Raw genomic sequence first — 24582 nt, forward strand, 5'->3', positions numbered from 1 at the left:
TAATGAAGGGACGGCAACTCGTTTCGAACGGCAACCCGATGGAAGAGATCGTTGGGTTCAGCCGTGCTGTTCGGGTCGGATCGTTCATCGCCGTCGGGGGAACTGCGCCGGTCGATGCAAACGGTAAAAACGGTCGGCATCGGCGATGTCTATGCCCAGACCAGACAGTGTTTCGAAATCATCAAGGCGGCCCTCGAAGACGCCGGATCCGGCTTGCAGGACATTGTCCGCACCCGCGTGATCCTGACGGATATCGACAACTGGAAGGAGGCGATCGAGGCGCGGAAACACTATTGCAGGGACTCCCGGCCGGTGGACACGATCATGGCGATTGAACGCTTCGTGAACCCGGAATGGCTGGTCGAAATCGAAGTGGATGCCGTGATCCCCGAAGACACAGGCGGAGCATCGTCATGACCACATCTGCTAAATTCGACAGCTGGGCCGCCGGTGATGCCTACGAACATTACATGGGCCGGTGGAGCCGTCAGATCGCCGGCGATTTCCTGGATTGGCTGGCACCTTCGCCTGACGCCGACTGGATAGATGTCGGATGCGGAACCGGCGCGCTTTCCGCAACCATTCTGGACCACTGTCGCCCGAAATCCGTGCTCGGCGTTGATCCGTCGGACGGCTTCGTCGCCTTCGCCCGCGAAAACTCGGCAGATGATCGTGCTCGGTTTGCCGTCGGCGGTGCGGAAGATCTGCCTGCCGAGACCGGGATGTTCGACATCGCGACGTCTGGTCTGGCCGTCAATTTTTTCCCCGATGCAACTGCGGGGCTGCAGGAAATGATACGCGTTGTAAGGCCGGGAGGCACTGTTTGCTTCTATGTCTGGGACTATCCCGGCGGTGGCATGGGCTTCATCAGCACTTTCTGGAAAGCTGCGGCATCGATTGATGAAAACGCGGCCAGTTTAGACGAGGCGGCCCGGTTTCCTCAATGCACGCCCGACGGGCTGGCCGAGCTTTGCAAGGCTGCGGGCCTGCAATGCGATGTGGCACCCATCCAGCGCGACACCCGCTTTTCCGACTTCGAAGCGTTCTGGGACCCGTTCACACGAGGGGCTGGACCGGCACCTGGCTACCTCGCAAAGCTCGCTCCGAAACAACAGGCCGAACTGAAAGGCAGATTAAAGACCGATCTTGGCGAGAACGAGATCGTGCTGCCGGCCCGCGCCTGGGCCGTCAAGGCAACCAATACCCGCGCCTAGTAAACTTCGGACTGCAATCCAATGTCGCAAGACAACACCTTTCATCTTTCGACCTCTGCAGCGGAAAAATACGAGAAACAACGCGTCCCGGCCATTTTCGGCCCGATGGCAGAAGCCACGCTGAATGCCATTTCGCTGCCCCCCGCAAAAACCGTGCTCGACGTGGCCTGCGGAACGGGGGTCATGGCCCGCGCCGTGGCCAAGCGGCTGACCACACCCGCTCGTATTGTCGGATGCGATCTGAACCCGGCCATGATCCAGGTTGCCGACGCAAACACGCCGGACGGCCCGCACCGATTTGAATGGATCGAGGCACCGGCACAGTCGATGCCCTTGAAAGATGGGGCAGTCGATCTGGCGTTTTGCCAACATGGTTTGCAGTTTTTTCCTGACAAACCCGCAGCCCTGGCCGAGATCAGAAGGATCGTAAAGCCAGACGCGCTGGTTGTCGTGACATGCTGGAAAGCGATCCCGCCCTTTTTTGCGGTCGTTGCCGATGTGCTGAAAGTCCACATTGGTGACACGGCCGCCACAACGGCTGTTCAACCCTTCACATGGAACGACGCCGATGAGGTTCGCGAATTGATTGGAGCCGCTGGTTTCAACGTCGCCGCACCGAAGACCATTTCCGTCGACCGAAAACTGCGCTGCGACGCGCAAGCCATGCGAGACGAACTGTTATCAACTCCGAACGAAAAGGCGCTTCGCGCGGCGGGAGAGGAAGCCGCCAACGTTGTTGCTTCAGAGATACTAAAGGCGGTCACTCACTTTCGCGACGGCGAGTTCCTGATCATGCCGCAAAAGGCGCTTTTGTTCGAAGCGGTCGCCAGATAGCAGACGGCCGAAGTTCGGATCGGTTCCCTCGCACTTAATGATTGTTCGACTCAACTGACAAAGCCATCTGCATCCGGGCCGAATTCCAGAAAGAATTCATCAGGGACTGCAGGATACTTCGTCTGAAGCTCCGCCAGAGAGGCCAGGCCGTCACCGTCCATATCCAGATCGGCGGGCATGGGGAACACAAGCCGGGCAAACAGCGACGAGAGCAGTGACACAACAGAATCTCGACCCATTTTAGTCTCCGTCAGATATGGGCAACTACCCATTGCAAGGTTGGTGTAGCGCTCCGGTGCCGGTGAAATTTCTTCGGGCATCAGACTTCATTGGTTCCTCAGCTTGGGTGCTGCAATACGAAATTAGAAGTGTTGATTGGTGATCCGATATGGCAGGGGCACTTTCGCGCTACACATAAAATATGGCACGGCCTCATTTTATTGAAAAACGAATTTTTATCACGGATAATATCGATCAATCAAATAGGTGGCTCATGGATATTGAACTTGCCCGCACGTTCCTGGCGGTCGTTGAGACGGGCACCTTTTTCGATGCCGCAAACAAGGTGCATGTCACACAATCGACCGTGAGCATGAGGATTCGGACGCTCGAGCAGCAGCTAGGCCAATCCGTTTTTGAACGTGGCAAATCCGGCGCGACCCTGACGCCAGCGGGGCGGCATTTCCTCAAACACGCTCAGGTTCTGGTACGCACCTGGACACAGGCAAAGCTGGATGCAAGCCTTCCGGCGGCGATGACAGCCGCGCTGGCGATCGGTGCGGCGCCGAGCTTATGGGACGGCTATTTGACCGACGCCCTGCCCAAGTTGATGACATTGATGCCCGATGTTGCCATCAAAGCGTCAGCCGCGTCTTCCGCAACCCTGACCCGCGAAATCGAAGAGGGCGGCCTGGACCTTGCAATTATGTACGAGCCGCGAAGCGTGTCAGGGCTATCTGCGGTGCAACTTTTCGAAGATGAGTTTGTACTGGTCACCAGCGGCCCGGATGCCCTGCCAGCCAATCTCGGCAACGCCTACATCCTGATTGATTGGGGCCCGGAATTCCGAGCCGACCATTTGCTGAACTTTCCCGAGCTTGATACGCCACGTCTTCAGCTGGGGATCGGAACCCTCGGCCTTCAATACCTACGCTCAATTCCCGCCGCTGGTTATTTTCCGAAACGCGTGATCGAACCGGAACTTGAAGGCGGGTGGCTTAAGCTGGTCAAGGCGGCCCCCCGGTTCGCATATGCCGCCTACGCGGTTTTCGACGAAAGCGAGGGGGATGGGCTGCCAGCCCAGGCCTCATCAGAGCTTCGTGCTGCCGCGAGTTCGTTGGGTCTTGCATCGCGCAGCGGATAAGATCGCCCTGCGAGCTTGATCGGCCACTTGCGGCTACCGCCACGGACATCGCCCCGACGGTTTCGTATGTGATCAGGCTGGATTTGCGCCGGGGAAGCCTGTGCCTGTCCTGAGCGACGGAGTTGCCAGCAATTCACCATCTATGTTGGCACTTGGATCAGTAGTCGGCGGATCCGGGTTTGGCTCGATCCAAAAAAACACACACAAAACTGTTGCCGAAACCGGTTTCGGAACCGAACCTGAGCACATGAACGCGAATCCGTCCACTTCCAAGGCAAGAAACAACGGGGCGACGCCCTCGGCGGCGGGTCGCGTCAAAATCGACGAACTGGCCGAACATCTGGGGCTGTCAAAAAGCACCGTTTCCCGCGCACTGAACGGCTATTCCGATATCGCCGAAACAACGCGAAAAAGGGTGGAAAACGCCGCGCGAAAGCTCGGTTACCGTCCGTTGAGCCATGCACAGGCAATCCGAACCGGACGTGTTCGCGCCATCGCCATGGTGCTCAACAGTGAAGAGCCGGACGGGCACAATCCGTTCCTTCAGGAATTTCTTGCCGGTGCGTGCGAGGCCGCCAGCGGTTTTGACTGGACCATGACAATCTCGACCGCCAAATCCGAGCAGGACACGTTGAAAGTCCTGAGCCGTTTGGTCGAGGAGCGCAAGGCCGACGGCTTCATCCTGCCTCGGACCGCCGTGAATGATTCTCGTGTTCGTCTTCTGCGCCATCTCGAGGTGCCGCATATTTTGTATGGACGAACCGGTTACGGACGCTCGAACCCGCCCGAAGGTACATCCTGGTTCGACATTTCCGGCGAAAGCGCAATGCGTAACGCAGTCCTGAGGCTGGCCGGGCACGGCCATACGCGGATCGGCTATGTCGGCAGCGATCTCAAATTCAACTACAGTCACCTGCGTCGGGACGGGTTTGTCGAGGGGCTGGGCATCGCAGGTCTGCCCTATGATCTTGAACTTGTGCGCGACGGAGCCCGAACCCGAGAGGAAGGGGCCGTGCAGGGCCGCGCACTGATGCGGCTGAACCGCCCGCCCACAGCGATCGTTTTTGCCACTGATCTTGCTGCATTGGGCTTTTATACCGTGGCCGCTGATCTGAACTTGCAGGTTGGTCGGGATGTCTCGGTCATTGCTTATGACGGCATTCCCGAAAGCCAGCATGCCCACCCGGCATTGACCACCTTCAACGTGGATTCCGGCCAAGCCGGGCACAGGCTTGTGACACTGCTGATCCGTCAGATCAGGGGCGAAACCGCAGATACGCTGCGCGAGTTGGGTGAGGCCACGTTGGTTGAGCGCGCTTCAGACGGGCCGCCCACCTGTTCTCCAGAAGAACTGGCGCAAAAGATTTCCATACATGTCGAATAATCCGGGGAGGAACCAAATGACTATTCGCATCGCAACCCGTACGGCCAGGCTTTTGCTTGGCACATCCCTTGCACTGACCTTGTCAGCGCTGTCGGCGCAAGCTGATACCATTCGCTTCTGGACCACGGAAGAACAGCCCGAACGCCTGGCAAAACAGCAGGAAATGGCTGATCAGTTCAAAGCCGATACAGGCACCACCGTCGAGGTGATCCCGGTGACGGAAAGCGATCTGGGCACGCGCGCAACCGCAGCGTTTGCCGCCGGCGATCTGCCGGACGTGATTTACCATACCCTGCAATATGCCCTGCCATGGGCAGAAGCAGGCATTCTGGACACAGAAGCCGCTTCCGAAGTGATCGAAGAACTGGGCGCTGATACATTCGCACCCGGAGCGATCGCGATGGCCGCGTTCAACGATGAAACCGCATCGGTGCCTGTAGACGGCTGGACCCAGATGGTCGTCTATCGCAAGGACCTGTTTGAGGAAAACGGTCTCGAAGCCCCGGATTCCTTTGCCGATATTCAGGCGGCATTGGAAAAACTGCACAATCCGCCCGAGATGTACGGGTTCGTGTCCGCCACCAAAGTCGATGAGAACTTCATGAGCCAGGTTCTGGAGCATGTTTTCCTCGCCAATGGCGTCAGCCCGGTTGGTCCGGATGGCTTCCAACCACTGGACGAAGCCAAAACCACCGAAGTTCTGGATTTCTACAAGGCGATTTCCAAAGCCTCACCTCCGGGAGAGTTGTACTGGAAGCAATCGCGCGAGCTGTATTTTGACGGCAAAGCAGCAATGATCATCTGGTCGCCTTTCATTCTGGACGAGCTGGCCGGTCTGCGCGATAGCGCTCCGCCGACCATCAACGACGACCCGACCTCGCGTGATCTGGCGGGCAAGACAGGTATCGTGACCAAATTGTCCGGCCCTTCCAATCCTGACGGCGCGGCCTGGGGTGACGTCCGGTATTTCGGCATCACCAGCGACGCGGACACCGATGCAGCCATGGAATTCGTGAAATACGCCATGGATGACGGTTATACTCAGACGCTGGCAATCGCGCCCGAGGGCAAGTTCCCGGTCCGCCGAGGCAATGCCGAAAATCCGACGGCCTTTGCAGAAGCCTGGGCCGAATTGCCGGTCGGGGTGGATCGCAAGGCACCCTTGGGTGAGCTTTATGATCAGGCGATGATCGACGAAATCGTCGGTGGTCTTGACGTCGCACAACGCTGGGGCGTGACCGAGGGGCAGTTGTCCCTGGCATCAAAAATGATCAACTCGCAGGCCATCAACCGTGTCGTTCGTCAGTATATCGACGATGAAATCGACGCTGCCCAGGCCGTAGCGGCCATGAACGACGAACTGGCCAAAGTTCAGTAGAACCGTCTCTCAATCGGAAACCGCAGCGGCGTGCGCGCCGCTGCACCCAACCCTCTCCGAGGTCTTCCATGTCTTCTTCGGTAACCCCACCGACCGGAACCGGGGCACTTGCCAAACGCGATGCGCGTATGGCCTGGGCTCTGCTGGCTCCGACCGTGATCAGTGTGTCGCTTGTCGTGATCCTGCCGTTGCTGGCAATCATCTGGATCAGCTTCAAGCCATTTTCCCTGTCCGACCTGCGCCCACCCGCGCCGGTTGTCCGTGAAAGTCTGCGCGGATCGGGCGACGATCTGCGGATCGAATACCGCTTGCGCAACTCCAGCCAGGAGATCGCGATCGAAGGCGTGACCCTGGCCGATGTTCTTCCTGACGGGGTGACCGCCGGAGAAGTCGTTGCGCCATGTGCTCTGGACGGGCAGGATTTATATTGCGATTTCGGCACTTTGCAGGGTGGACAGCGTGAGCGTATCCGCATCCCGGTCACATTCGACGGCGACCCGGATGCGGTCGAGGATGCGGTCGAGGGATCAGAGCCGAAAGTCACCGGCAGCGGGCCGAATGTACTGACCAGCCTTGAATTCAGCCTCGAAAACTTTGCCCGCGTCTTTGACGGGAAAGAATTCTGGGGCGTTCTTTGGGTCACTCTGTTCTATACTGTATTCGGCACAATCGGTGCGCTGGTCATGGGCCTCTTTGCGGCCCTGCTGCTGAACAAAAGCTTCAGGGGGCAGGGCATCATCCGAGGCCTCTACCTGTTCCCTTACGTTGCCCCGGTGATTGCGGTCGCCTTCACATGGGTCACGCTATTCGACCCATTCTCAGGTTCCGCCAACGCGTTGCTGGTGCAGATGGGACTGACCAGCGATCCCATCAACTTCTTCGGTGAACGCCCATTGGCCCTGATCATGGTCACAGTGTTTGAGATCTGGCGCTATTTCCCTCTGTCCTTCCTGTTCATCCTCGCCAGGATGCAATCTATCGACTCCAGCATGTATGAAGCGGCGGATATGGACGGGGCTTCGCCATTCCAGAAATTCTGGTTGCTGAGCATCCCGCAATTGCTGGGTATCCTGTCAGTGCTGTTCCTGCTGCGCTTCATATGGACGTTCAACAAATTCGATGACATCTTCCTGCTGACCGGCGGCAATGCGGGCACTCGCACGCTGACCGTGAATGTCTATGAACAGGCTTTTGCAATATCGAACATCGGCGCCGGTGCGGCGGTGGCGGTTGTGATCCTGGTGTGCCTAATTGCCTTCAGCTTTGTCTTCTTCCGCTTCATTAGCCGTGAGGAGGGTCTGTGATGCGCAAAGGGTATATAACCGGCCCAATTCTGGGCGCGCTTTGGCTGGTTGTCATCGCGACAACCGTTGCCGTCACCATGTCGTTTTCCACCGGGGCGGCATTTCGTCCCCAGATACTGCTCTGCCTGATCTGGGGTGCGCTGGCAGGATGGATCTACATCCGGTTCCCGGCGCACCATGCACCGGCCCGCCTGGGTATATCGGCCATGCTGGGCCTGTCCGGCCTGACCGGGTTTGGCCCCGTTCTGATCGGCCCGGACACGTCGGTGCAGGCAGTCCTGGTTACTGTTCTGGCAATGGCCGCCGTAATTCACGTCTCGTTGGCTGCAATTCTCAGGGAAACCCCGTTCGGAGAGCTGACCCGGCACGAATTCGAGGATGCGGTAATCCGGTTCTGCACCGGCTTCGGGTATATTTTCTTCACGGCAATCGTGGTCATCCCGTTTTACGTCATGGTGATGACCAGCCTTAAATCCCAGCAGGCGTTGCTGCAAAATCCGCTGGATTTCTCGATCGACCTGAGCCAGGGCACCGCGCTTTTCCGCAGTTATACCGAGCTGTTCCGTGACTTCAATTTCGGCACCTATTTGTGGACGTCCTTCTACGTCTCGGTCCTCACGGTATTCATTACGCTGGCCTTCAGCGTCCCCGGGGCCTACGCTGTTGCGCGGTTCCGGTTCAAGGGGCAAAAGGCGTTCTCACGCTCGATCCTGTTGATCTACATGGTCCCGATGATCGTACTGGCGCTGCCGATCTATATCGCATTCTCTCTGACCGGCTTGCGCAATTCGATCCTTGGCATTGTCATGATCTATCCGGTGACAACTATCCCGGTCGCGCTCTACATGTTGCAAGGCTATTTTCGCGGCTTGCCGACCGAGGTCGAGGAAGCCGGTTTGATGGATGGGTTGTCACGCCTGTCGGTGATCTGGAAGATCACCCTTCCGCTCAGCCTGCCGGCTCTGGCGTCGGTCTCGCTTTACGTCTTCATGATCGCCTGGAATGAGTTCCTGCTGGCCTTCATGCTGCTGGACGATCCGTCAAAATTCACCCTGACCCGAGGGGTCACGATGCTGAATTCCTCAGAAATTCCCCGTCAGCACCTGATGGCCGGTGCCGTCATCGCCACTGTCCCGATCATGGCGCTGTTCCTGGGGCTTGAACGTTTCATGACCAAGGGCCTGACTGCGGGGTCCGTCAAAGGATGACACAGATGAACCAACATACGAACCCCGACCGCGAGGCGCGCAATATCCTGATCGCCAATGACCGGGGAGGCTACACCATCCCGACCGAAGGGCTGTATCCGTATCAATGGAACTGGGACAGCGCGATCGCCGCGCTTGGGTTTGCCGAATTTGACATAGATCGCGCCTGGATTGAGCTTGAGACGCTGTTCTCGGGACAATGGGCTGACGGGATGGTCCCGCATATCCTGTTTCACAAACCCGATCCTGGGTATTTCCCCGGTCCGGATGTCTGGGGGTGCAACGGCCCGATCCCGTCGTCGGGCATCATCCAGCCACCCATTGCGGCCACCATGGCGCGCCTTATCTGGGACAAGGACCGGACACTGGGCGAAGTTCGTATTCGCCCCCTTTTCGCCGCCATGCTGGCCTGGCACCGTTGGATCATGAAATGGCGGCTGGACGATCTAGGGGCTGTCTGCACCACCCACCCCTGGGAGGCGGGCCGCGACAACGCCCCGGACTGGGACAAGGCCATGGCACGTATGGATGCCTCGGACGTGGGCGAATATGTCCGCCGGGACACAAGCCACGTCAACAGCGACGACCGGCCCACCAAGTTCGACTATGACCGGTACATCAAGCTGGTTCAGATCGGACGCGAGGCCGGATGGGATCAGAAGACCTTGCTCAGCAAGAACCCGTTCCGCGTGGCGGACCCGACAATGACCTTCACCACCTTACGCGCGGCCCGCGATCTGTTGGCCGTAGGCACCGAACTCGGTCAGGAAACCGACGGCTTGAGCAACGACATCGCCCGACTGGAGGAGGGCGCGCGGTCGCTGTGGAATGCCGATCTGGGGTCTTTTGACTCGCGCGATGCCCATAGCGGCGACTGGGCGAACAGTATCTCGAACGCTTCCTTCATGTGCTGGTTTGCCGGCATCGAGTCGCCCGAAATGCTGGAAAGGCTCAGAAAAGTTCAGAAAACGGTCCCGCACCCTATTCCCAGCCACGACAAAGAAAGCCCGAAATTCGATCCCCGCCGATACTGGCGCGGACCAACCTGGGCGATCATGAACATGATGATCGGCATTGGCCTTGCCGAAATGGGCCATGAGGCCGAAGCGGAAGACCTGCGCGCCAAAACCGCCGCGTTGATTTCCAATTTCGGGTTTGCTGAATACTTCGATCCCAATACCGGCAGTCCCGCGGGCGGGAATTCGTTTACATGGACAGCCGCCGTTTGGCTGATCTGGGCAGGGAGGAACTGATGGGCAGCATCAAGCTCAACGCGGTCGAAAAGTGGTTTGGTAACGTTCAGGTCATCAAGGGCATTGACCTTGACATAGACGAAGGTGAGTTCATCGTGTTCGTCGGCCCATCGGGCTGCGGTAAATCAACCCTGTTGCGTATGATCGGCGGCCTTGAAGATACTTCGCGCGGCGCAATTCTGATCAACGACAACGACGTCACCGATCACCCGCCTTCGAAACGCGGGCTAACAATGGTGTTTCAATCCTACGCCCTTTATCCCCATCTGACCGTGGCCGAGAATATGGGGTTTTCGCTGAAGGTTGCCGGTGCCCCAAAAACAGACATTGATGCTCAGGTCAGTAAGGCTGCCGAAGTTCTGAAACTGACGCCATTTCTGGAACGCAGGCCAAAGGACCTTTCAGGTGGTCAGCGCCAGCGTGTCGCTATCGGCCGCTCGATCGTGCGTGACCCCACCGCATTCCTGTTCGACGAACCTCTTTCGAACCTCGACGCCGCATTGCGTGTCGAAATGCGCTACGAGATCGCCAAGCTGCACCAGAACCTGAAACGTACCATGATCTATGTCACGCACGATCAGGTCGAGGCGATGACGCTGGCAGACCGGATCGTCGTGCTGGAATACGGTCATATCGCCCAGGTCGGCACTCCGCGTGAATTATATGAGCATCCAGCGAACCTGTTCGTAGCCCAATTCATCGGCAGCCCGAAAATGAACATCCTGCCGTGCACGACCGACAATGGTTCTTACCGCCTTTCGGGGGGTGGCAGTGGCACCTACGATCGGGCTGTAGCCGCGACACGGTTGGGTATCCGCCCCGAACACATAACAGTCGTGGCACAAGGTGCAGGTCAGTGTGATGGCGTTATCGAGGTTATTGAGTATCTTGGCGCAGACACATTCCTGATCCTCGATTGTGGTGGCGAAGACAAAGTTACAGTCCGCATCACCGGTGATACCGAATTGCAGCCTGGCGCAACGGTTGGGTTGCACCTTGCACCAGAATTCCTGCATTTCTTCGATGCCGAGGATCAGCGCGTTGATGTGTAAAAGGGATTATCAAGGCTAAGGTCGACACAAATGCACCCATGACATGGCCCGGAGTAGGCATGCGCCGCCCGTTTGCACGTCGCACGGCCTGGATGTTTTTCCGGGCGCCCCTTCGGGATGAATTTACCTCAATCCCGGCGTGAAGAATTCAGTTTCGATCTTTGCTTCCGACTGAAAAACATGGACTCTGAAACAGGAGGCAATGTGATGCGGACAGGCGGACAGGTTTTGATCGACATGCTGCGGGTCAACGGTGTTGAGGCCATTTTCGGTGTCCCCGGTGAAAGTTATCTTGCGGCCCTGGATGCGCTGCATGATTGCTCGAACACACTAAAGTACTACACGACACGGCAAGAGGGCGGCGCGGCCTTCATGGCGGCGGCGTATTCGGACGCCACAGGCAAGCCCGGGGTCTGTTTCGTGACACGGGGCCCCGGGGTGACCAATGCCTCCATCGGGGTACATACTGCGCAACAGGGCTCGACCCCGCTGATCCTGCTGATCGGTCAGATCCCACGCACTCATCGCGACAAGGAGGCGTTTCAGGAGGTCGATTACCGTCGGTTTCTGGGCCATATGGTGAAATGGGTGGCCGAAATCGACGATCCCGCCCGCATCCCGGAATATGTGAACCGCGCCTTTCGCACCGCCCTTTCGGGACGGCCCGGCCCGGTGGCGCTGTCCCTGCCCGAGGATATGCTGGCCGAACTGACCGACGCCACCGATCTGCCACAGGTCAAACTGACCCCTCCCGCACCCACACCTGCCGATCTTGAACAGGTGTCCGCGCTTCTGGCCGAAGCCGAGCGCCCGCTGCTGCTGTTGGGCGGCACCTGCTGGACCGAAGAGGGGCATGCAGCCGCGATCCGCTTTGTCGAAGACCACGGGCTTCCGGTTGCCTTAGGGTTCCGCCGCCAGGGTCTGTTTCCGCATGACCACCCCAATTTTATCGGGAATCTGGGTTTTGGCGGCAATCCGATGCCAAATGAATACGCGACATCTGCTGATCTGGTGATCGCACTGGGCGCGCGCCTGAATGACGGGACCACACTGAAATTCAGCCTCATCCAATCGCCCCAACCGAATTGCAAGCTTGTCCACATCCTGCCGGGTCCCGAGGATCTGGGGCGGCTCTATCAGGCCGACCTGCCCATTCTGGCCGACCCGAACGAAGCTGCAAAATCCCTGGCCTTACTGCCAGTCGCAAAACGCCACTCGCCTGCCAGCGCGCGTGCCGATTACCAGGCGATGCGCGCCCTGACTGTCCAACGCGGTCCGGTCGACATGGCCGAAGTGATGCGCGTGCTGAACGCCACTTTGCCTCGGGAAACTACGATGACCACCGGTGCGGGCAACGCGGCCGACTGGCCCAACATCCATTTCGACTACCGTCAGTTTCTGGGCGCTCTGGCCCCGATTTCCGGCGCGATGGGAATGGGCGTTCCGGCGGCGGTCGCCGCCAAGGTGGTGCGCCCCTATGCACCAGCCGTCTACATCGCCGGGGATGGAGATTTCCTGATGAACGGTCAAGAGGTGGCGACGGCAATTCAATATGGGTTCGATCCCATATTCATCATCGTTGACAACAGCATGTACGGCACCATTCGCTCCAATCAGGAGCGAAAGCATCCCGGACGTACTTCGGGCACCTCACTGACAAACCCCGATTTCGCGGTCGTCGCGCAAGGCTATGGCGCACATGGCGAGCGGGTGGAGACGACCGCCGATTTCGCACCCGCGCTGGAACGCGCAATGGCATCCGGAAAAGCCGCCGTCATCCATATTCTTGTTGGCCCCGACAGTCTTGGCCCAAATCTGACCCTGACTGATCTGGCGGAGGCATCATGATGCTGTCCCGACTGGTCGACGCGCTGCCCGCATCACCGATCATCGGTGTCTTCAACAAAGCCTTCGAAATGCGGCAGGCCGGGGCCGATCTGATCGACTTTTCCGTGGGCGAACCGGATTTCGACACCCCCGCCCATATTTGCGCGGCCGGGATTGCCGCCATTCGGGCGGGCGACACCCGGTACACTCCGACCGACGGAAACGGAGCCGTCAAGGCGGCCGTGATCGAAAAGTTCCGCCGGGACAACAACCTGACCTTCTCAGCACAAGAAATCATCGTCTGTTCAGGCGCGAAGCCGTTGCTGGCAACCGCCATTCAGGCAGTCCTGAACCCAGGGGACGAGATGATCCTGCCTGTGCCGCTCTGGGCCTCTCACTTGGGTATGGTTCAGGCCGTGGGCGGAACGCCGGTTTTGGTCGACACTGCAGACAGCTGCTTCAAACTGACGCCCGAAATTTTTGAAACGGCAATCACGTCCCGGACGCGGCTGATGATGATCTGCTCACCCTCCAATCCGACCGGAGCCGTGTATTCGGCCACCGAGCTGGAGGCGCTGGCCGTGGTCCTCAGACGCCATCCGCAGGTCTATGTGATCTCGGACGATCTGTACGAACACATTATTTTCGATGGCGCGGAGTTCGAGACCCTGGCTGCCGTCGCGCCGGACCTGCAGCAGCGGATACTGACTGTGAACGGCGTGTCGAAATCCTACGCCATGACGGGCTGGCGCATCGGGTTTGCCGGTGGGCCCGAATGGTGGACCAACGGTATTCGCAGCCTGTTCAGCCAGACCAATGGCGGTCCGTGCTCGATCAGTCAGGCGGCGACGGTGGCGGCTCTGATCGGGCCGCAGGAATTCCTGAAGAACTGGTGCGCCATCTACCAGAAGCGCCGCGATCAGGCTTTGACCGGGCTGGCCGAAATCGAAGGGCTGCAAACACAGAGCCCCGGCGGCGCGTTCTATTTGATGCCCGATTGCGGCGGACTGCTTGGACGCCGGACGCCCGAGGGTAAGATACTAACCAGCTCGACCGAACTGGCGGCCTATTTTCTGGAACACGGGGTCGTCGTGGTCCCCGGGCCCGGATTTTCATGTGATCCGTTCTTTCGCATGTCAATCGCAACGTCTGAAAACAACATATCGGAAGGTTTGAAGCGCATGAAATCCGCCGTGGACTTGCTGAGCTGATGGGACACAGATTCGACCAGTTCGCCGCCAATCTGCGTTACGATGATCTACCCGAAGCCGTCCTGTGGACGCTGCGCCGGTCCTTTGTCGACACGATCGGCGTGGCAGCCGTCGGCGTGACCACCGAGATGTCGGGCATCGCACGCCGCGTTGCACCGATGATATTCGGGGCGGGCACATCCGGTTCGGCGAGGATTCTGATGGATGGCCGCTCGGTCAGCCCTGTCGGGGCCGCCATGGCCGGCGCATTCACAGTGGACAGCATCGACGCCCATGACGGTACCACCCCGTGCAAAGGTCATGCGGGTTCAGCCGTGTTCCCGGCGATGATCGCAATGGCACAGGCCAGCGGCAATCAGATCGACGGCAGGCGCTTTGCCGAAATCCTCGCCACCGCATACGAAGTCTCCTACCGTGCCGGGTTGGTGCAACACGCAACCTGCGCTGATTATCACACCTCGGGCGCGTGGACCGCCGTTGGGGTCGCCGCCGCCGGAGCCAAATTGCTGGGTGGTAACGCGGAACAGATCCGGCAGGCTGCGGGGATCGGGGAATACCATGGCCCCCGCAGCCAGATGATGCGCTGCATCGACCATCCCACCATGGTTCGCGATGGCGTCGGTTGGGGCGCGCCCTCGGGGGTGACGGCGGCTTATCTTGCAATGGAAGGGTTCACCGGTGCCCCGGCGCTGACCTGCGAGGGCGAAGACGGCGCGGAATTCTGGGCCGATCTGGGCACCAGCTGGCGGCTGGTCGACCACACGCATTACAAGGCCTATCCCTGCTGCCGCTGGGCCCATCCCTCGCTCGATTCCGTACACGACATGATGCAGAAACACGGCTTCACCCACGAAAAGGTGAACAGCGTCGAAATCCGCACCTTCCACTATGCAACACGGCTGGCCGGTCACGAACCGCAAACTCAGGATGAGTTCGCCTATGCAATCGCCTTTCCCGTCGCCGCGATGCTCGTACGCGGTCAGGTGGGCGTCGACGAACTGAGCGCCGAGGCCCTACGCGACCCCGACATCCTGCGCGTAAGCCGCACCATCAAGCTGATAGATGATCCGGAAATGACCCGCATCAGTACCGACAAACGCTGGGCGCAGGTGACAATCATCCTCAGGAACGGTCAGCGGATCGTGGATGAGCCCCGCACACCGCGCGGTGACGCGGACATGGCACTCAGCGACGACCAGATCACCCAAAAGTTCCGCATGCTCGCCGCTCCGGTTCTTGAGGAATCCCGAGCCGAAGAAATCCGCGACCTGTCCGCGCAGTTCGATCAACTGTCGGCACAAGACTTGCGGCATCTGTTTGATCTGTGCACGGCTCCCGTATAAGGGGACAGGACTGGGAGCAGCGTATCATTTGTTCTAGGGTCCGCACGTTGGCCCGTAACCGGATGTTCAGATGTCACGCAAGATACCGCCATTTGCCGCCATTCGCGCGTTCGAAGCCGTCGTACGGCTGGGGCGCAACGTCGAGGCCGCGCGCGAGCTCAATATCACTGCCTCGGGCGTGAGCCATCAGATCCGGTCACTCGAAACCTTTGTCGGCGCGACCCTATTGAAGCGCGGAGCACATCAGAGCGTCGAACTGACAGACGAAGGGAAAGCGCTGTTCGGCCCCGTGCGCCAAGCCCTGGACACGCTTGATGCCGCCTTCGCCGAATATACCGGCGACAAGAGCGGGCAAACCGTGTCGGTCCATATGTACCAGTCACTGGCCAACATGTGGCTGATCCCGAACCTGCCCAATCTGCGCGAGGCAGCGCCGAACGTGACCGTCAAAATCATCACCATGCCAGAGGAAATCACCCTTGCAGGCAGTGACGTCGACATGGCGATCGTCTTTGCCGACAAACCCCCGCAGGAGGCACGCTGCGTCAAGCTGTTCGATGAGATCATTCAGCCGGTTTGCGCCCCCGATTATCTGGAGGCCAGAGGCAGCATTCCACTGCCCGAAGAGATGCAGTCCGAGCCGCTGATCAGCAGCCACCACCACGCGAATGAATGGAGCCGTTGGTTTTCAGCAGCTGGTCTGAGCGAGATTTCATGGAAACCGGTCGCCGAGATGGATAATCGCTCGAACGCCCTGCAGGCCGCCAAAAGCGGGCTGGGCTGGGCCATGGACCGCCGCCCCTTTGGTGAGGAAAGCCGGCGCAAGGGCCAGTTGGTCGCTCCCCTTGATCTGAGCCTTCCGACCGGCAATGCCTACTACCTGCTGACCTCGTACCGCGCCGACGGGTCGCGTGCGGTCACTCAGTTCCGCAACTGGCTGCTGCGCATTTGCGCCAGAGAATTCCTGCTCAGGTAAGTAGTTCTGTTTCGCGCTTGAATGAATTCATTGATGGGAAATGCATCTGTGCGTGTTGTTCCGGAAACCTGAGGCATCGGCATTAGAAGGCTGGTCTCCCACAAAACCTGTTTCAACGAGGCTAAACCCGTATTCTTCGACTGCCAGACAATGCCTGAGGGCGACCGCGGTCAATAGGTTGTGCGCATCTGATAGCCTTGATGGAATGTCATACGCACGAACGTGACGGGTTCGTTCTGAAACCATGTCGTGCGTTCCAGCTGGAACAGCGGTGTTCCGGACGGGACGGACAAAAAGTCCTGCAACGGGCCTGTGGCGGGAACGGCCGAAAAGGCGATTTCCGCATTTGAAAAGGGTACTTCAGCCAGCAGCCATTCGTTGGGGCCAACGGTCAGAAAATCTTCGTTCGTGACATGAGGCACGGCGTGGATATTGATCCAACGCTCTTCGAACTGGAAAGGGCGGTTGTCGGCGTGGTGCATACAGGACAGATGAAGGACCTGCGCCGCCTCGGGCAGGCCCAGCTTTGCCTGCAGCCAGGCCGGGCAGGCAATGACATTTCGGCTGACAAGCGCATAACGGTATTCGGCATTCATCTCTTCGATGGTCTGACGAACCACGGTGATGGGCAGTTTTGCCTGTTTGACCGGCATGGTGACCACGCGGGTGCCGCCCTTGCGTTTACGGGTGACGATCCCCTGATCTGCCAGTTCGCGCAGGGCCCGGTTGACCGTTGCACGGGCGCAGCCGAACTCAGCCGCCAGTTCCAGCTCGGTCGGCAGCAGGCTGCCCTGCGGCCAGACACGCGTCTGGATGCGGTTCAGCACTTCATCGCGGATCGCCTGAAAGCCTATGTTTTTCTGTTCGGTCAAGTTCTGCTCACTATATCATTTTGCCCATATTCATATTATGTCCAGATTAATGACAACATGCAAAGAAATTGACCCGCATGCGTATCAGGCTTGAGGAGACGGCAGCCGCCCCCTGGGCCAATGGCGGTGGCGTGACCCGTGAACTGGCCGTCCAGCGGATCAAAAATCAACTCGACTGGCGCATAAGCGTTGCTGAGATCGGCCGTGACGGGCCATTCTCGCGCTTTCCGGGTCTGGCGCGGGTGCACACGATCATCGACGGGGCCGGGCTGAATTTGCAAGGCTCGACCGACATTTATAAGGCCCGGCCGTTCAAGCCGCTGTATTTCGATGGGGCGTTGCCGCTGAATGCGCGGCTGCTGGGCGGGCCGTGCCGGGCATTCAATGTGATTTACGATCCGCAGGCTATCACGGCCAGCGTGGATGTTCATATCGGTGCACAACATTTCGATGTGGCACCGTTTAGCTTCGTCTTTGTTGCGAAGGGTATGGCTGTCACATCAGTTGGTGCTCAGTTGATCGCGGGAGAGGCGGAATGGCCGGAAGACGCCTTAACCGTCACTCCGGCCCCTGATGCCATAGTCCTGTCTGTCCGATTTGCACAGGTTCGGGCCTAGAGACCAGACAAAAGCCCGGCCATGGCGGCCCGGTAGCCGGAGATGATCTGGTCCCGTGCCACGTGGCGGCCATTTTGCACGCGATGGCGGCCGGCAGACCACAGATCTGTCACCACATGGTCCTTTGCGGCAAATACTAGCCCGTCCAGAAGCTGGTCCGGGCGCAAGGCACACAAGGCTGGGTTTTGGCCGTCCACAGCCACGAGGTCGGCGAGCTTGCCCTCGGCAATCTGCCCCGCATCGCGGCCAAGCGCCTGCGCGCCACCCTCTGCCGCGCCGCAATAAAGCGTCCGCCCGACCGAGCCCTCACCTACGACCATCACATTGCGCGACAGATCGCGCAGACGCTGGGAATACTCCAGTGTGCGCAACTCTTCAGTCAGGGATATCAACACGTTGGAATCCGAACCCACGCCAAAGGCGCCGTTTGCAATTAGGTAAGTAGGGCCGTTAAAGGGACCATCGCCCAGATTGGCCTCGGTCACGGGGCAGAGGCCCGCAACGGCACCGCTGCCAGCCATGGCGCAGGTCTCGGCCTCAGTCATATGCGTGGCGTGGATCAGGCACCAGTTGGCATCGACCGGCGCATTGTCCAGCAGCCATTCAACCGGGCGCGCACCCAGACCCGCCTGCACTTCAGCCACCTCCTTCGGTTGTTCGGCGATGTGAATGTGGATCGGGCCAGCGCCCTGCGCGGCGATAACCTGCGCCAAATCTGCTGGCGAGGTGGCACGCAGGGAATGCGGTGCGATGCCGACCCGGCAGTCATCTGGCAGATCACCAAGCGCGCCACGGGCTTGCTCCACCAATTTGCAGAAACGGTCCACATCGTTGCCAAAGCGGCGCTGGCCACTCTCCAGAGGCTTTTCCCCGACGCCCGCATAGGAATAGAGCACCGGCAGATGCGTCAGTCCAATCCCGGTCTCGGCGGCAGCGGCCATGATCCGGTCCGACAGCTCGGCAAGGCGGTCATAAGGCGTCCCGTCCGGCTGGTGATGCAGATAGTGGAATTCGCCGACCGCGGCATATCCGGCCTCCTGCATCTCAAGATAAACCAACGCCGCGATGGCCTGAACCTGTTCGGGGCTGAGATGGCCGGTAAAGCGATACATCAAATCGCGCCAGGTCCAGAAACTGTCGCGACCGGCCAGACGATACTCGGTCATCCCGGCCATGGCGCGCTGGAAGGCGTGACTGTGCAGGTTCGACAAGGCAGGCAGCAGAATGTCGACGCGGGTATCTTCATCACACGCCGCGGAATCCGGGGTCAGGCGCGCAATCCGCCCGCTTTCGACCTCAAGCCGCAGGTTCTCTGCCCAGCCAGTGGGCAGCAGGGCGCGATTTGCGAATATGGCTGTCATGTGTGTCTCCGCTTTATGGATAGACATATGACATAAAGACCTGTACCAGAAAAGAGAGAATTGCAGGGGAGAGGGATTCGAATGCAGGCCCGCGATCATCTGTTCACCGATCTGCACGCAGCGACGATGTTGGAAGCTGCCAATGCCTATGGTCTGATCGAGGATGCCGCGATTGCGGCTGTGGATGGTCGCATCGCCTGGGTCGGTCCGCAGACCGAACTGCCCGCTGAATTTGCAGCGCTGCCCCGGACCTCGTTCGAGGGTCGACTGGTGACACCTGCATTTATTGACTGTCATACGCATGTGGTCTTTGGCGGCCACCGCGCGGTCGAGTTCGAGATGCGGCTGAACGGCGCCAGCTATGAAGAAGTGGCGCGTGCAGGCGGTGGCATCATCTCGACCGTGAAGGCGACGCGCTCTGCCAGTTTCGAGGATTTGGTCACGCAGGCGCTGCCACGGGTGGATGCGATGCTGGCTGAAGGTGTTTCGGTGATCGAGGTCAAATCCGGCTACGGGCTGGATATAGAAACCGAATTGAACATGCTGCGCGCCGCAAGGGCGCTGCCACGACATCGCCCTGTCCGGGTCGTGACCAGCTTTCTGGGCGCCCATGCAGTACCGGTGGAATATCAGGACCGCCCCGAAGCCTATATCACCGAAGTCTGCATTCCGACCCTGCGTGCCGCCCATGCGGAAGGGTTGGTGGACGCGGTGGATGCCTTCTGCGAAGGGATTGCGTTCCTGCCCGAGCAACTGGTGCCATTGTTCGATGCGGCCACAGAATTGGGACTGCCGATCAAATGCCATACCGAACAGTTGTCCAATCTGGGCGGCACGAAACTTGCCGCATCCTACGGGGCGATCTCAGCCGATCACATTGAATATCTGGACAAGGACGGCGTTCAGGCCATGGCGGCCGCCGGCACGGTCGGAGTCATCTTACCCGGTGCCTTCTACACCCTGCGCGAAACACAAGCCCCGCCAATCGACCTGCTGCGCAAGCACAAGGTACCGATGGCGCTGGCCACTGATTGCAATCCGGGTTCTGCGCCAATGACCTCGCTTTTGCTGGCGATGAACATGGGTTGCACCCTGTTCCGGATGACGCCCGAAGAGGCGCTGCAAGGTGTCACCACCCATGCGGCCCGCGCGCTGCGCCTGGACGATTGCGGCCGTATCGCCCCCGGTTTGCGCTCAGATCTTGCCGTCTGGAATGTAACGAACCCGGCGGAACTGGCCTATCGCATCGGCTTCAACCCGCTTCATTCCCGCATACTCGGAGAACTCAATTGACCACCCTGACACTCACCCCCGGCTCTGTGTCTCTGGCGCAACTGGAACAGGTTTATCGGGAAGAATGCGCGGTTCGGCTGGACCAGACCTGCCGTCCCGCTATCGAAGCTGCCCATGCGCACATTGCCGATGCGGCAGCAGGTGATGCGGCGGTTTATGGGGTCAATACCGGGTTTGGAAAACTGGCCAGCGTCAAGATCGCGGCCGAAGATACGGCGACCCTGCAGCGCAACCTGATCCTGTCCCATTGCTGTGGGGTGGGGCCGGCCATTCCGCGCGCCCATGCGCGGCTGATGATGGCGCTGAAACTGCTCAGCCTCGGGCGCGGTGCATCCGGTGTGCGGCTGGAACTGATCGACCTGATTGAGGCGATGCTGGACAAGGGCGTGACCCCGGTGATCCCAGCGCAGGGGTCCGTGGGCGCGTCAGGTGATCTTGCGCCCCTGTCGCATATGGCAGCTGTGATGATGGGCGCAGGCGAGGCCGAGTTTGGCGGCACCGTGATGCCGGGCGACCAAGCACTGGCCGCGGCCGGTCTGACCCCGGTCGAACTTGGCCCCAAAGAAGGTCTGGCCTTGATCAACGGAACCCAGTTTTCGGCCGCGTTTGCTTTGGCCGGTCTTTTTGGTGCGTGGCAGGCCGCTCAAAGCGCGCTGGTGACATCGGCGCTGACCACCGACGCGATCATGGGGTCGACCGCGCCATTGCAGCCCGAGATTCACACATTGCGTGGCCATCGCGGCCAGATTGAGGCCGGGGCCACGATGCGCGCATTGCTGGCCGGATCGGTGATCCGCGAAAGTCATCGCGAGGGCGACACGCGGGTGCAGGACCCTTATTGCATCCGCTGCCAGCCGCAGGTCGTAGGTGCCGCGATGGACGTCCTGCGACAGGCCGCCACGACGCTCGAAATCGAGGCCAATGCCGCGACCGACAACCCGCTGGTGCTGGCCGACGCGGGGCTCATCGTCTCGGGTGGCAATTTCCATGCTGAACCCGTGGGGTTTGCCGCCGACATGATCGCGCTGGCGATTGCGGAAATCGGGGCCATTGCGCAGCGCCGTATCGCCCTGATCGTGGATCCGGTGCTCAGCTTTGACCTGCCGCCCTTCCTGACCCCCAATCCTGGGCTGAACTCGGGGCTTATGATTGCCGAGGTCACCACCGCCGCCCTGATGAGCGAGAACAAGCATCTGGCCAACCCCTGCGTGACAGACTCGACCCCGACCTCGGCCAATCAGGAGGATCACGTGTCCATGGCCGCCCATGGTGCACGACGTCTGGGGCAGATGGTGACCAATCTGGAACGCATTCTGGGGGTCGAACTGCTTTGCGCCACGCAAGGGATCGAGTTCCGCGCGCCGCTGCCTACCAGTGAAACCCTGCAGGGCGTGATGGGGCGTCTGCGCGCGGTGGTTCCTCCCCTTGGCGATGACCGCTATACCGCCCCGGATATCGAAGCCGCCTCGGCTCTGATTGCCAGTGGTGAGATTGCCAATGGCACAGAGATAGAAATGCCCAGGCTTGGCGCATGACCCATCCGGTGGAAATCATCCGGGGCGACAGCCCCCTTGTGCTTGGGTTGCCCCATACGGGCACCTACGTGCCGCCTGACATTAAGGCCAGGCTGAACGACCGCGGCCGGGAACTGGCCGATACGGACTGGCATATTGACCGACTTTACGACGGGCTTCTTCCGGGGGCCACCACGGTGCGGGCCACATTCCACCGTTATGTGATTGATGCCAACCGTGATCCGTCGGGCGTGTCTCTCTACCCCGGGCAGAACACCACGACGCTGGTGCCGCTGACGGATTTCGACGGGCATGACATCTGGAACCAACCACCTTCCGAGGCAGAGATCACCGAGTGCCGGGAAACGTTCCATGCGCCGTATCACGCAGCGCTCGAGGCCGAACTGGCGCGGGTGAAGGCAATTCATGGAATTGCGGTTCTGTATGACTGTCATTCGATCCGCAGCCACATTCCATTCCTGTTTGACGGTGTCCTGCCGGACATGAATCTGGGTACCAATGGCGGGACAACCTGCGCGCCCCAAATTGAGGCCATTGCCCATAAATTTGCCGCCTCGTCCCCCTACAGCACCGTATTGAACGGGCGGTTCAAGGGCGGGTGGACAACCCGGCACTACGGCCGCCCGGCTGAGGGCCTGCACGCCATTCAGATGGAACTGGCCCAATCCACCTACCTGACCACAGAATGCCCGCCCTGGTCCTATGACGACCGCAAGGCCACCCGCCTGCGCCGCTGGCTTTCCGACATTCTGGACGCCATCCAAGACACTGCACTGGAGCTTGCCCCATGACCGACCCCCGCAAGAACACCCGCGACATCTTTCCGCCAACCGGCCCTGAGCTGAACGCCAAAAGCTGGATGACCGAAGCCCCCCTGCGGATGATGATGAACAACCTGCACCCGGACGTTGCTGAAAACCCGCATGAACTGGTGGTCTATGGCGGCATCGGGCGCGCAGCGCGGACGTGGAAAGATTTTGACACCATCGTCGCCAGCCTCAAGGATCTGGAAGAGGATGAAACGCTGGTGGTGCAGTCCGGCAAGCCGGTGGCCATCGTGCGCACCCATGCCGATGCTCCACGTGTGCTGATCGCCAACTCGAACCTCGTGCCGCACTGGGCCAACTGGGATCACTTCAACGAGCTCGATAAGAAGGGCCTGATGATGTACGGCCAGATGACCGCTGGCTCGTGGATTTATATTGGCACGCAGGGCATTGTTCAGGGCACTTACGAAACCTTTGCCGAGGCCGGACGTCAGCATTATGGCGGCGATCTGAAAGGAAAATGGATCCTGACCGGCGGTTTGGGCGGCATGGGTGGCGCACAGCCTCTGGCCGCCGTCTTTGCCGGGGCCTGCTGTCTCGCGGTCGAGTGCAATCCCGACAGCATCGATTTCCGCCTGCGCACCAAATACTTGGACGAAAAGGCCGAGACACTGGACGAGGCGCTTGAGATGATCGACCGCTGGACCAAAGCGGGCGAGGCGAAATCCGTCGGCCTCCTCGGCAATGCCGCCGAAATTTTCCCCGAAATCTATGCTCGGATGCAGGCCGGTGGCATGCGTCCCGATATCGTCACCGATCAGACTTCGGCGCATGACCCGGTCAACGGTTATCTGCCCCTGGGCTGGACCATGGCCCAGTGGAAAGACAAGCGCGAAAGCGATCCCAAGGCGGTCGAAAGAGCGGCACGGGCCTCGATGAAACAACACGTGGCCGCCATGGTCGATTTCTGGAATGCAGGCGTTCCGACACTGGATTATGGCAACAACATTCGGCAGGTGGCACAGGATGAGGGTTTGGAAAACGCCTTTGCCTTCCCCGGATTTGTCCCGGCCTATATCCGTCCGCTGTTCTGCCGTGGCATTGGCCCGTTCCGGTGGTGTGCGCTGTCGGGCGATCCCGAGGATATCTACAAGACCGACGCCAAGATGAAAGAACTGTTCCCCGAGAACACCCATCTGCACAACTGGCTCGACATGGCGCAGGAACGTATCGCCTTCCAGGGCCTGCCCGCGCGCATCTGTTGGATCGGGCTGGGCGACCGTCACCGCGCCGGGCTGGCCTTCAACGAAATGGTCAGGAACGGCGAGTTGAAAGCACCTGTCGTCATTGGTCGCGACCATCTGGACAGCGGTTCGGTCGCATCACCCAACCGCGAGACAGAGGCAATGCTGGATGACTCGGACGCCGTCAGTGACTGGCCGCTGCTGAACGCGCTGGTCAATACTGCCTCAGGCGCCACATGGGTGTCGCTGCACCACGGTGGCGGGGTCGGAATGGGGTTCAGCCAGCACGCAGGCGTCGTGATTTGCGCCGACGGCACGGATGCGGCCGCCAAACGGCTTGAGCGCGTCCTGTGGAACGACCCGGCCTCGGGTGTCTGGCGGCACGCGGACGCCGGCTATGACATCGCAAAAGACTGCGCCCGGGAACATGGCCTGCGCTTGCCCGGCATCCTGGGGTGAAAGTAAGTGGCGGAGGGGTTGCCCCTCCGCATCTGTACGGAAGATTGCGACTACCACGGAACCCCGCGAGGCCGGTGCCTGGCGGCA

General features: G+C 59.9%; 22 protein-coding genes. 19 read left to right on the forward strand and 3 right to left on the reverse strand.

Annotated features, from left to right (window positions below; genetic code table 11):
* The first annotated feature begins 51 nt into the window (after positions 1 to 51).
* From ACR0FE_RS13470 to ACR0FE_RS13480, 3 genes are read left to right on the forward strand one after another with little or no spacing between them, the layout of a single operon-like run.
* Positions 52 to 417, forward strand: a complete 366-nt coding sequence (locus ACR0FE_RS13470) for a Rid family hydrolase (protein ID WP_480913256.1) — start codon at positions 52 to 54, stop codon at positions 415 to 417.
* On the forward strand, positions 414 to 1214 hold the full coding sequence (locus tag ACR0FE_RS13475; RefSeq protein ID WP_480492364.1) for a class I SAM-dependent methyltransferase: 801 nt from the start codon (positions 414 to 416) through the stop codon (positions 1212 to 1214). The genes ACR0FE_RS13470 and ACR0FE_RS13475 overlap by 4 nt, the downstream gene beginning before the upstream one ends.
* Positions 1215 to 1235: 21 nt before the next feature.
* The gene (locus tag ACR0FE_RS13480) at positions 1236 to 2048 is read left to right on the forward strand and encodes a class I SAM-dependent methyltransferase (protein ID WP_480913258.1); all 813 of its coding nucleotides are present in this window, start codon (positions 1236 to 1238) and stop codon (positions 2046 to 2048) included.
* A gap of 50 nt (positions 2049 to 2098) precedes the next feature.
* Here the strand turns inward: ACR0FE_RS13480 and ACR0FE_RS13485 are convergent, their stop codons facing one another.
* Entirely contained in the window at positions 2099 to 2368 is a 270-nt protein-coding gene (locus ACR0FE_RS13485; RefSeq protein ID WP_480913260.1) for an EF-hand domain-containing protein, read from the reverse strand.
* Between the two features lie 173 nt (positions 2369 to 2541).
* On the opposite strand from ACR0FE_RS13485, the gene ACR0FE_RS13490 reads away from it, so the two are divergent.
* The 11 genes from ACR0FE_RS13490 to ACR0FE_RS13540 all read left to right on the forward strand — a co-directional run bounded on the left by ACR0FE_RS13490 (position 2542) and on the right by ACR0FE_RS13540 (position 16347).
* A complete protein-coding gene (locus tag ACR0FE_RS13490; protein WP_480913262.1) occupies positions 2542 to 3411 on the forward strand; it encodes a LysR family transcriptional regulator in 870 nt (289 codons plus the stop codon).
* 247 nt (positions 3412 to 3658) lie between these two features.
* Positions 3659 to 4795, forward strand: a complete 1137-nt coding sequence (locus ACR0FE_RS13495) for a LacI family DNA-binding transcriptional regulator (protein ID WP_480913264.1) — start codon at positions 3659 to 3661, stop codon at positions 4793 to 4795.
* Between the two features lie 16 nt (positions 4796 to 4811).
* On the forward strand, positions 4812 to 6173 hold the full coding sequence (locus tag ACR0FE_RS13500; protein ID WP_170808046.1) for an extracellular solute-binding protein: 1362 nt from the start codon (positions 4812 to 4814) through the stop codon (positions 6171 to 6173).
* Between the two features lie 68 nt (positions 6174 to 6241).
* Positions 6242 to 7477: a carbohydrate ABC transporter permease gene (locus ACR0FE_RS13505; RefSeq protein WP_480913266.1), complete on the forward strand. Its 1236-nt coding sequence runs from the start codon at positions 6242 to 6244 to the stop codon at positions 7475 to 7477.
* Positions 7477 to 8685 carry a carbohydrate ABC transporter permease gene (locus ACR0FE_RS13510; RefSeq protein WP_480909106.1) on the forward strand — a complete coding sequence of 403 codons (1209 nt, stop codon included), beginning with the start codon at positions 7477 to 7479 and terminating at the stop codon, positions 8683 to 8685. Before ACR0FE_RS13505 ends, ACR0FE_RS13510 begins: the two co-directional genes overlap by 1 nt.
* A gap of 5 nt (positions 8686 to 8690) precedes the next feature.
* On the forward strand, positions 8691 to 9938 hold the full coding sequence (locus ACR0FE_RS13515; RefSeq protein ID WP_480913268.1) for an MGH1-like glycoside hydrolase domain-containing protein: 1248 nt from the start codon (positions 8691 to 8693) through the stop codon (positions 9936 to 9938).
* Complete coding sequence (locus ACR0FE_RS13520; protein ID WP_480913298.1) at positions 9938 to 10990, forward strand: ABC transporter ATP-binding protein; 1053 nt, start codon at positions 9938 to 9940, stop codon at positions 10988 to 10990. The genes ACR0FE_RS13515 and ACR0FE_RS13520 overlap by 1 nt, the downstream gene beginning before the upstream one ends.
* 207 nt (positions 10991 to 11197) lie before the next feature.
* On the forward strand, positions 11198 to 12838 hold the full coding sequence (locus ACR0FE_RS13525; RefSeq protein WP_480913270.1) for a thiamine pyrophosphate-dependent enzyme: 1641 nt from the start codon (positions 11198 to 11200) through the stop codon (positions 12836 to 12838).
* On the forward strand, positions 12835 to 14028 hold the full coding sequence (locus tag ACR0FE_RS13530; RefSeq protein WP_480909112.1) for a pyridoxal phosphate-dependent aminotransferase: 1194 nt from the start codon (positions 12835 to 12837) through the stop codon (positions 14026 to 14028). The genes ACR0FE_RS13525 and ACR0FE_RS13530 overlap by 4 nt, the downstream gene beginning before the upstream one ends.
* Complete coding sequence (locus ACR0FE_RS13535) at positions 14028 to 15371, forward strand: MmgE/PrpD family protein (RefSeq protein WP_480913272.1); 1344 nt, start codon at positions 14028 to 14030, stop codon at positions 15369 to 15371. The genes ACR0FE_RS13530 and ACR0FE_RS13535 overlap by 1 nt, the downstream gene beginning before the upstream one ends.
* A 70-nt stretch (positions 15372 to 15441) precedes the next feature.
* On the forward strand, positions 15442 to 16347 hold the full coding sequence (locus ACR0FE_RS13540) for a LysR substrate-binding domain-containing protein (protein ID WP_170678742.1): 906 nt from the start codon (positions 15442 to 15444) through the stop codon (positions 16345 to 16347).
* A 170-nt stretch (positions 16348 to 16517) separates the two neighbouring features.
* Here the strand turns inward: ACR0FE_RS13540 and ACR0FE_RS13545 are convergent, their stop codons facing one another.
* Positions 16518 to 17219: a GntR family transcriptional regulator gene (locus ACR0FE_RS13545; RefSeq protein WP_480813176.1), complete on the reverse strand. Its 702-nt coding sequence runs from the start codon at positions 17217 to 17219 to the stop codon at positions 16518 to 16520.
* 77 nt (positions 17220 to 17296) lie between these two features.
* Here ACR0FE_RS13545 and ACR0FE_RS13550 point away from each other — a divergent pair, with 77 nt between their 5' ends.
* A complete protein-coding gene (locus ACR0FE_RS13550) occupies positions 17297 to 17836 on the forward strand; it encodes a HutD/Ves family protein (protein ID WP_480913274.1) in 540 nt (179 codons plus the stop codon).
* Here ACR0FE_RS13550 and ACR0FE_RS13555 read toward each other — a convergent pair.
* The gene (locus ACR0FE_RS13555) at positions 17833 to 19197 is read right to left on the reverse strand and encodes a formimidoylglutamate deiminase (RefSeq protein WP_170614031.1); all 1365 of its coding nucleotides are present in this window, start codon (positions 19195 to 19197) and stop codon (positions 17833 to 17835) included. The genes ACR0FE_RS13550 and ACR0FE_RS13555 overlap by 4 nt on opposite strands.
* 81 nt (positions 19198 to 19278) lie before the next feature.
* Here ACR0FE_RS13555 and hutI point away from each other — a divergent pair, with 81 nt between their 5' ends.
* Genes hutI through hutU form a run of 4 tightly spaced genes read left to right on the forward strand, consistent with a single transcriptional unit; the run spans position 19279 to position 24495 of the window.
* Positions 19279 to 20490 (forward strand): imidazolonepropionase, encoded by a 1212-nt coding sequence (gene hutI, locus ACR0FE_RS13560; protein WP_480913276.1) that lies wholly within the window; start codon positions 19279 to 19281, stop codon positions 20488 to 20490.
* Positions 20487 to 22025 (forward strand): histidine ammonia-lyase, encoded by a 1539-nt coding sequence (gene hutH / locus ACR0FE_RS13565; protein ID WP_480913278.1) that lies wholly within the window; start codon positions 20487 to 20489, stop codon positions 22023 to 22025. The genes hutI and hutH overlap by 4 nt, the downstream gene beginning before the upstream one ends.
* The gene (gene hutG, locus ACR0FE_RS13570; RefSeq protein ID WP_480913280.1) at positions 22022 to 22816 is read left to right on the forward strand and encodes an N-formylglutamate deformylase; all 795 of its coding nucleotides are present in this window, start codon (positions 22022 to 22024) and stop codon (positions 22814 to 22816) included. Before hutH ends, hutG begins: the two co-directional genes overlap by 4 nt.
* A complete protein-coding gene (gene hutU / locus ACR0FE_RS13575) occupies positions 22813 to 24495 on the forward strand; it encodes a urocanate hydratase (RefSeq protein ID WP_480913282.1) in 1683 nt (560 codons plus the stop codon). The genes hutG and hutU overlap by 4 nt, the downstream gene beginning before the upstream one ends.
* Positions 24496 to 24582: the final 87 nt, after the last annotated feature.

Source organism: Ruegeria sp. K7 (genome assembly GCF_056531785.1).

Coding starts and splice junctions, on each gene's coding strand:
- ACR0FE_RS13555 (WP_170614031.1), bottom strand. CDS start 19,197: ATGACAGCCATATTCGCAAATCGCGCCCTGCTGCCCACTGGCTGGGCA.
- ACR0FE_RS13520 (WP_480913298.1), top strand. CDS start 9,938: ATGGGCAGCATCAAGCTCAACGCGGTCGAAAAGTGGTTTGGTAACGTT.
- ACR0FE_RS13550 (WP_480913274.1), top strand. CDS start 17,297: ATGCGTATCAGGCTTGAGGAGACGGCAGCCGCCCCCTGGGCCAATGGC.
- ACR0FE_RS13515 (WP_480913268.1), top strand. CDS start 8,691: ATGAACCAACATACGAACCCCGACCGCGAGGCGCGCAATATCCTGATC.
- ACR0FE_RS13510 (WP_480909106.1), top strand. CDS start 7,477: ATGCGCAAAGGGTATATAACCGGCCCAATTCTGGGCGCGCTTTGGCTG.
- ACR0FE_RS13490 (WP_480913262.1), top strand. CDS start 2,542: ATGGATATTGAACTTGCCCGCACGTTCCTGGCGGTCGTTGAGACGGGC.
- ACR0FE_RS13505 (WP_480913266.1), top strand. CDS start 6,242: ATGTCTTCTTCGGTAACCCCACCGACCGGAACCGGGGCACTTGCCAAA.
- ACR0FE_RS13540 (WP_170678742.1), top strand. CDS start 15,442: ATGTCACGCAAGATACCGCCATTTGCCGCCATTCGCGCGTTCGAAGCC.
- ACR0FE_RS13495 (WP_480913264.1), top strand. CDS start 3,659: ATGAACGCGAATCCGTCCACTTCCAAGGCAAGAAACAACGGGGCGACG.
- ACR0FE_RS13500 (WP_170808046.1), top strand. CDS start 4,812: ATGACTATTCGCATCGCAACCCGTACGGCCAGGCTTTTGCTTGGCACA.
- hutI (WP_480913276.1), top strand. CDS start 19,279: ATGCAGGCCCGCGATCATCTGTTCACCGATCTGCACGCAGCGACGATG.
- ACR0FE_RS13530 (WP_480909112.1), top strand. CDS start 12,835: ATGATGCTGTCCCGACTGGTCGACGCGCTGCCCGCATCACCGATCATC.
- ACR0FE_RS13485 (WP_480913260.1), bottom strand. CDS start 2,368: ATGCCCGAAGAAATTTCACCGGCACCGGAGCGCTACACCAACCTTGCA.
- hutU (WP_480913282.1), top strand. CDS start 22,813: ATGACCGACCCCCGCAAGAACACCCGCGACATCTTTCCGCCAACCGGC.
- ACR0FE_RS13475 (WP_480492364.1), top strand. CDS start 414: ATGACCACATCTGCTAAATTCGACAGCTGGGCCGCCGGTGATGCCTAC.
- ACR0FE_RS13535 (WP_480913272.1), top strand. CDS start 14,028: ATGGGACACAGATTCGACCAGTTCGCCGCCAATCTGCGTTACGATGAT.
- ACR0FE_RS13480 (WP_480913258.1), top strand. CDS start 1,236: ATGTCGCAAGACAACACCTTTCATCTTTCGACCTCTGCAGCGGAAAAA.
- hutG (WP_480913280.1), top strand. CDS start 22,022: ATGACCCATCCGGTGGAAATCATCCGGGGCGACAGCCCCCTTGTGCTT.
- ACR0FE_RS13525 (WP_480913270.1), top strand. CDS start 11,198: ATGCGGACAGGCGGACAGGTTTTGATCGACATGCTGCGGGTCAACGGT.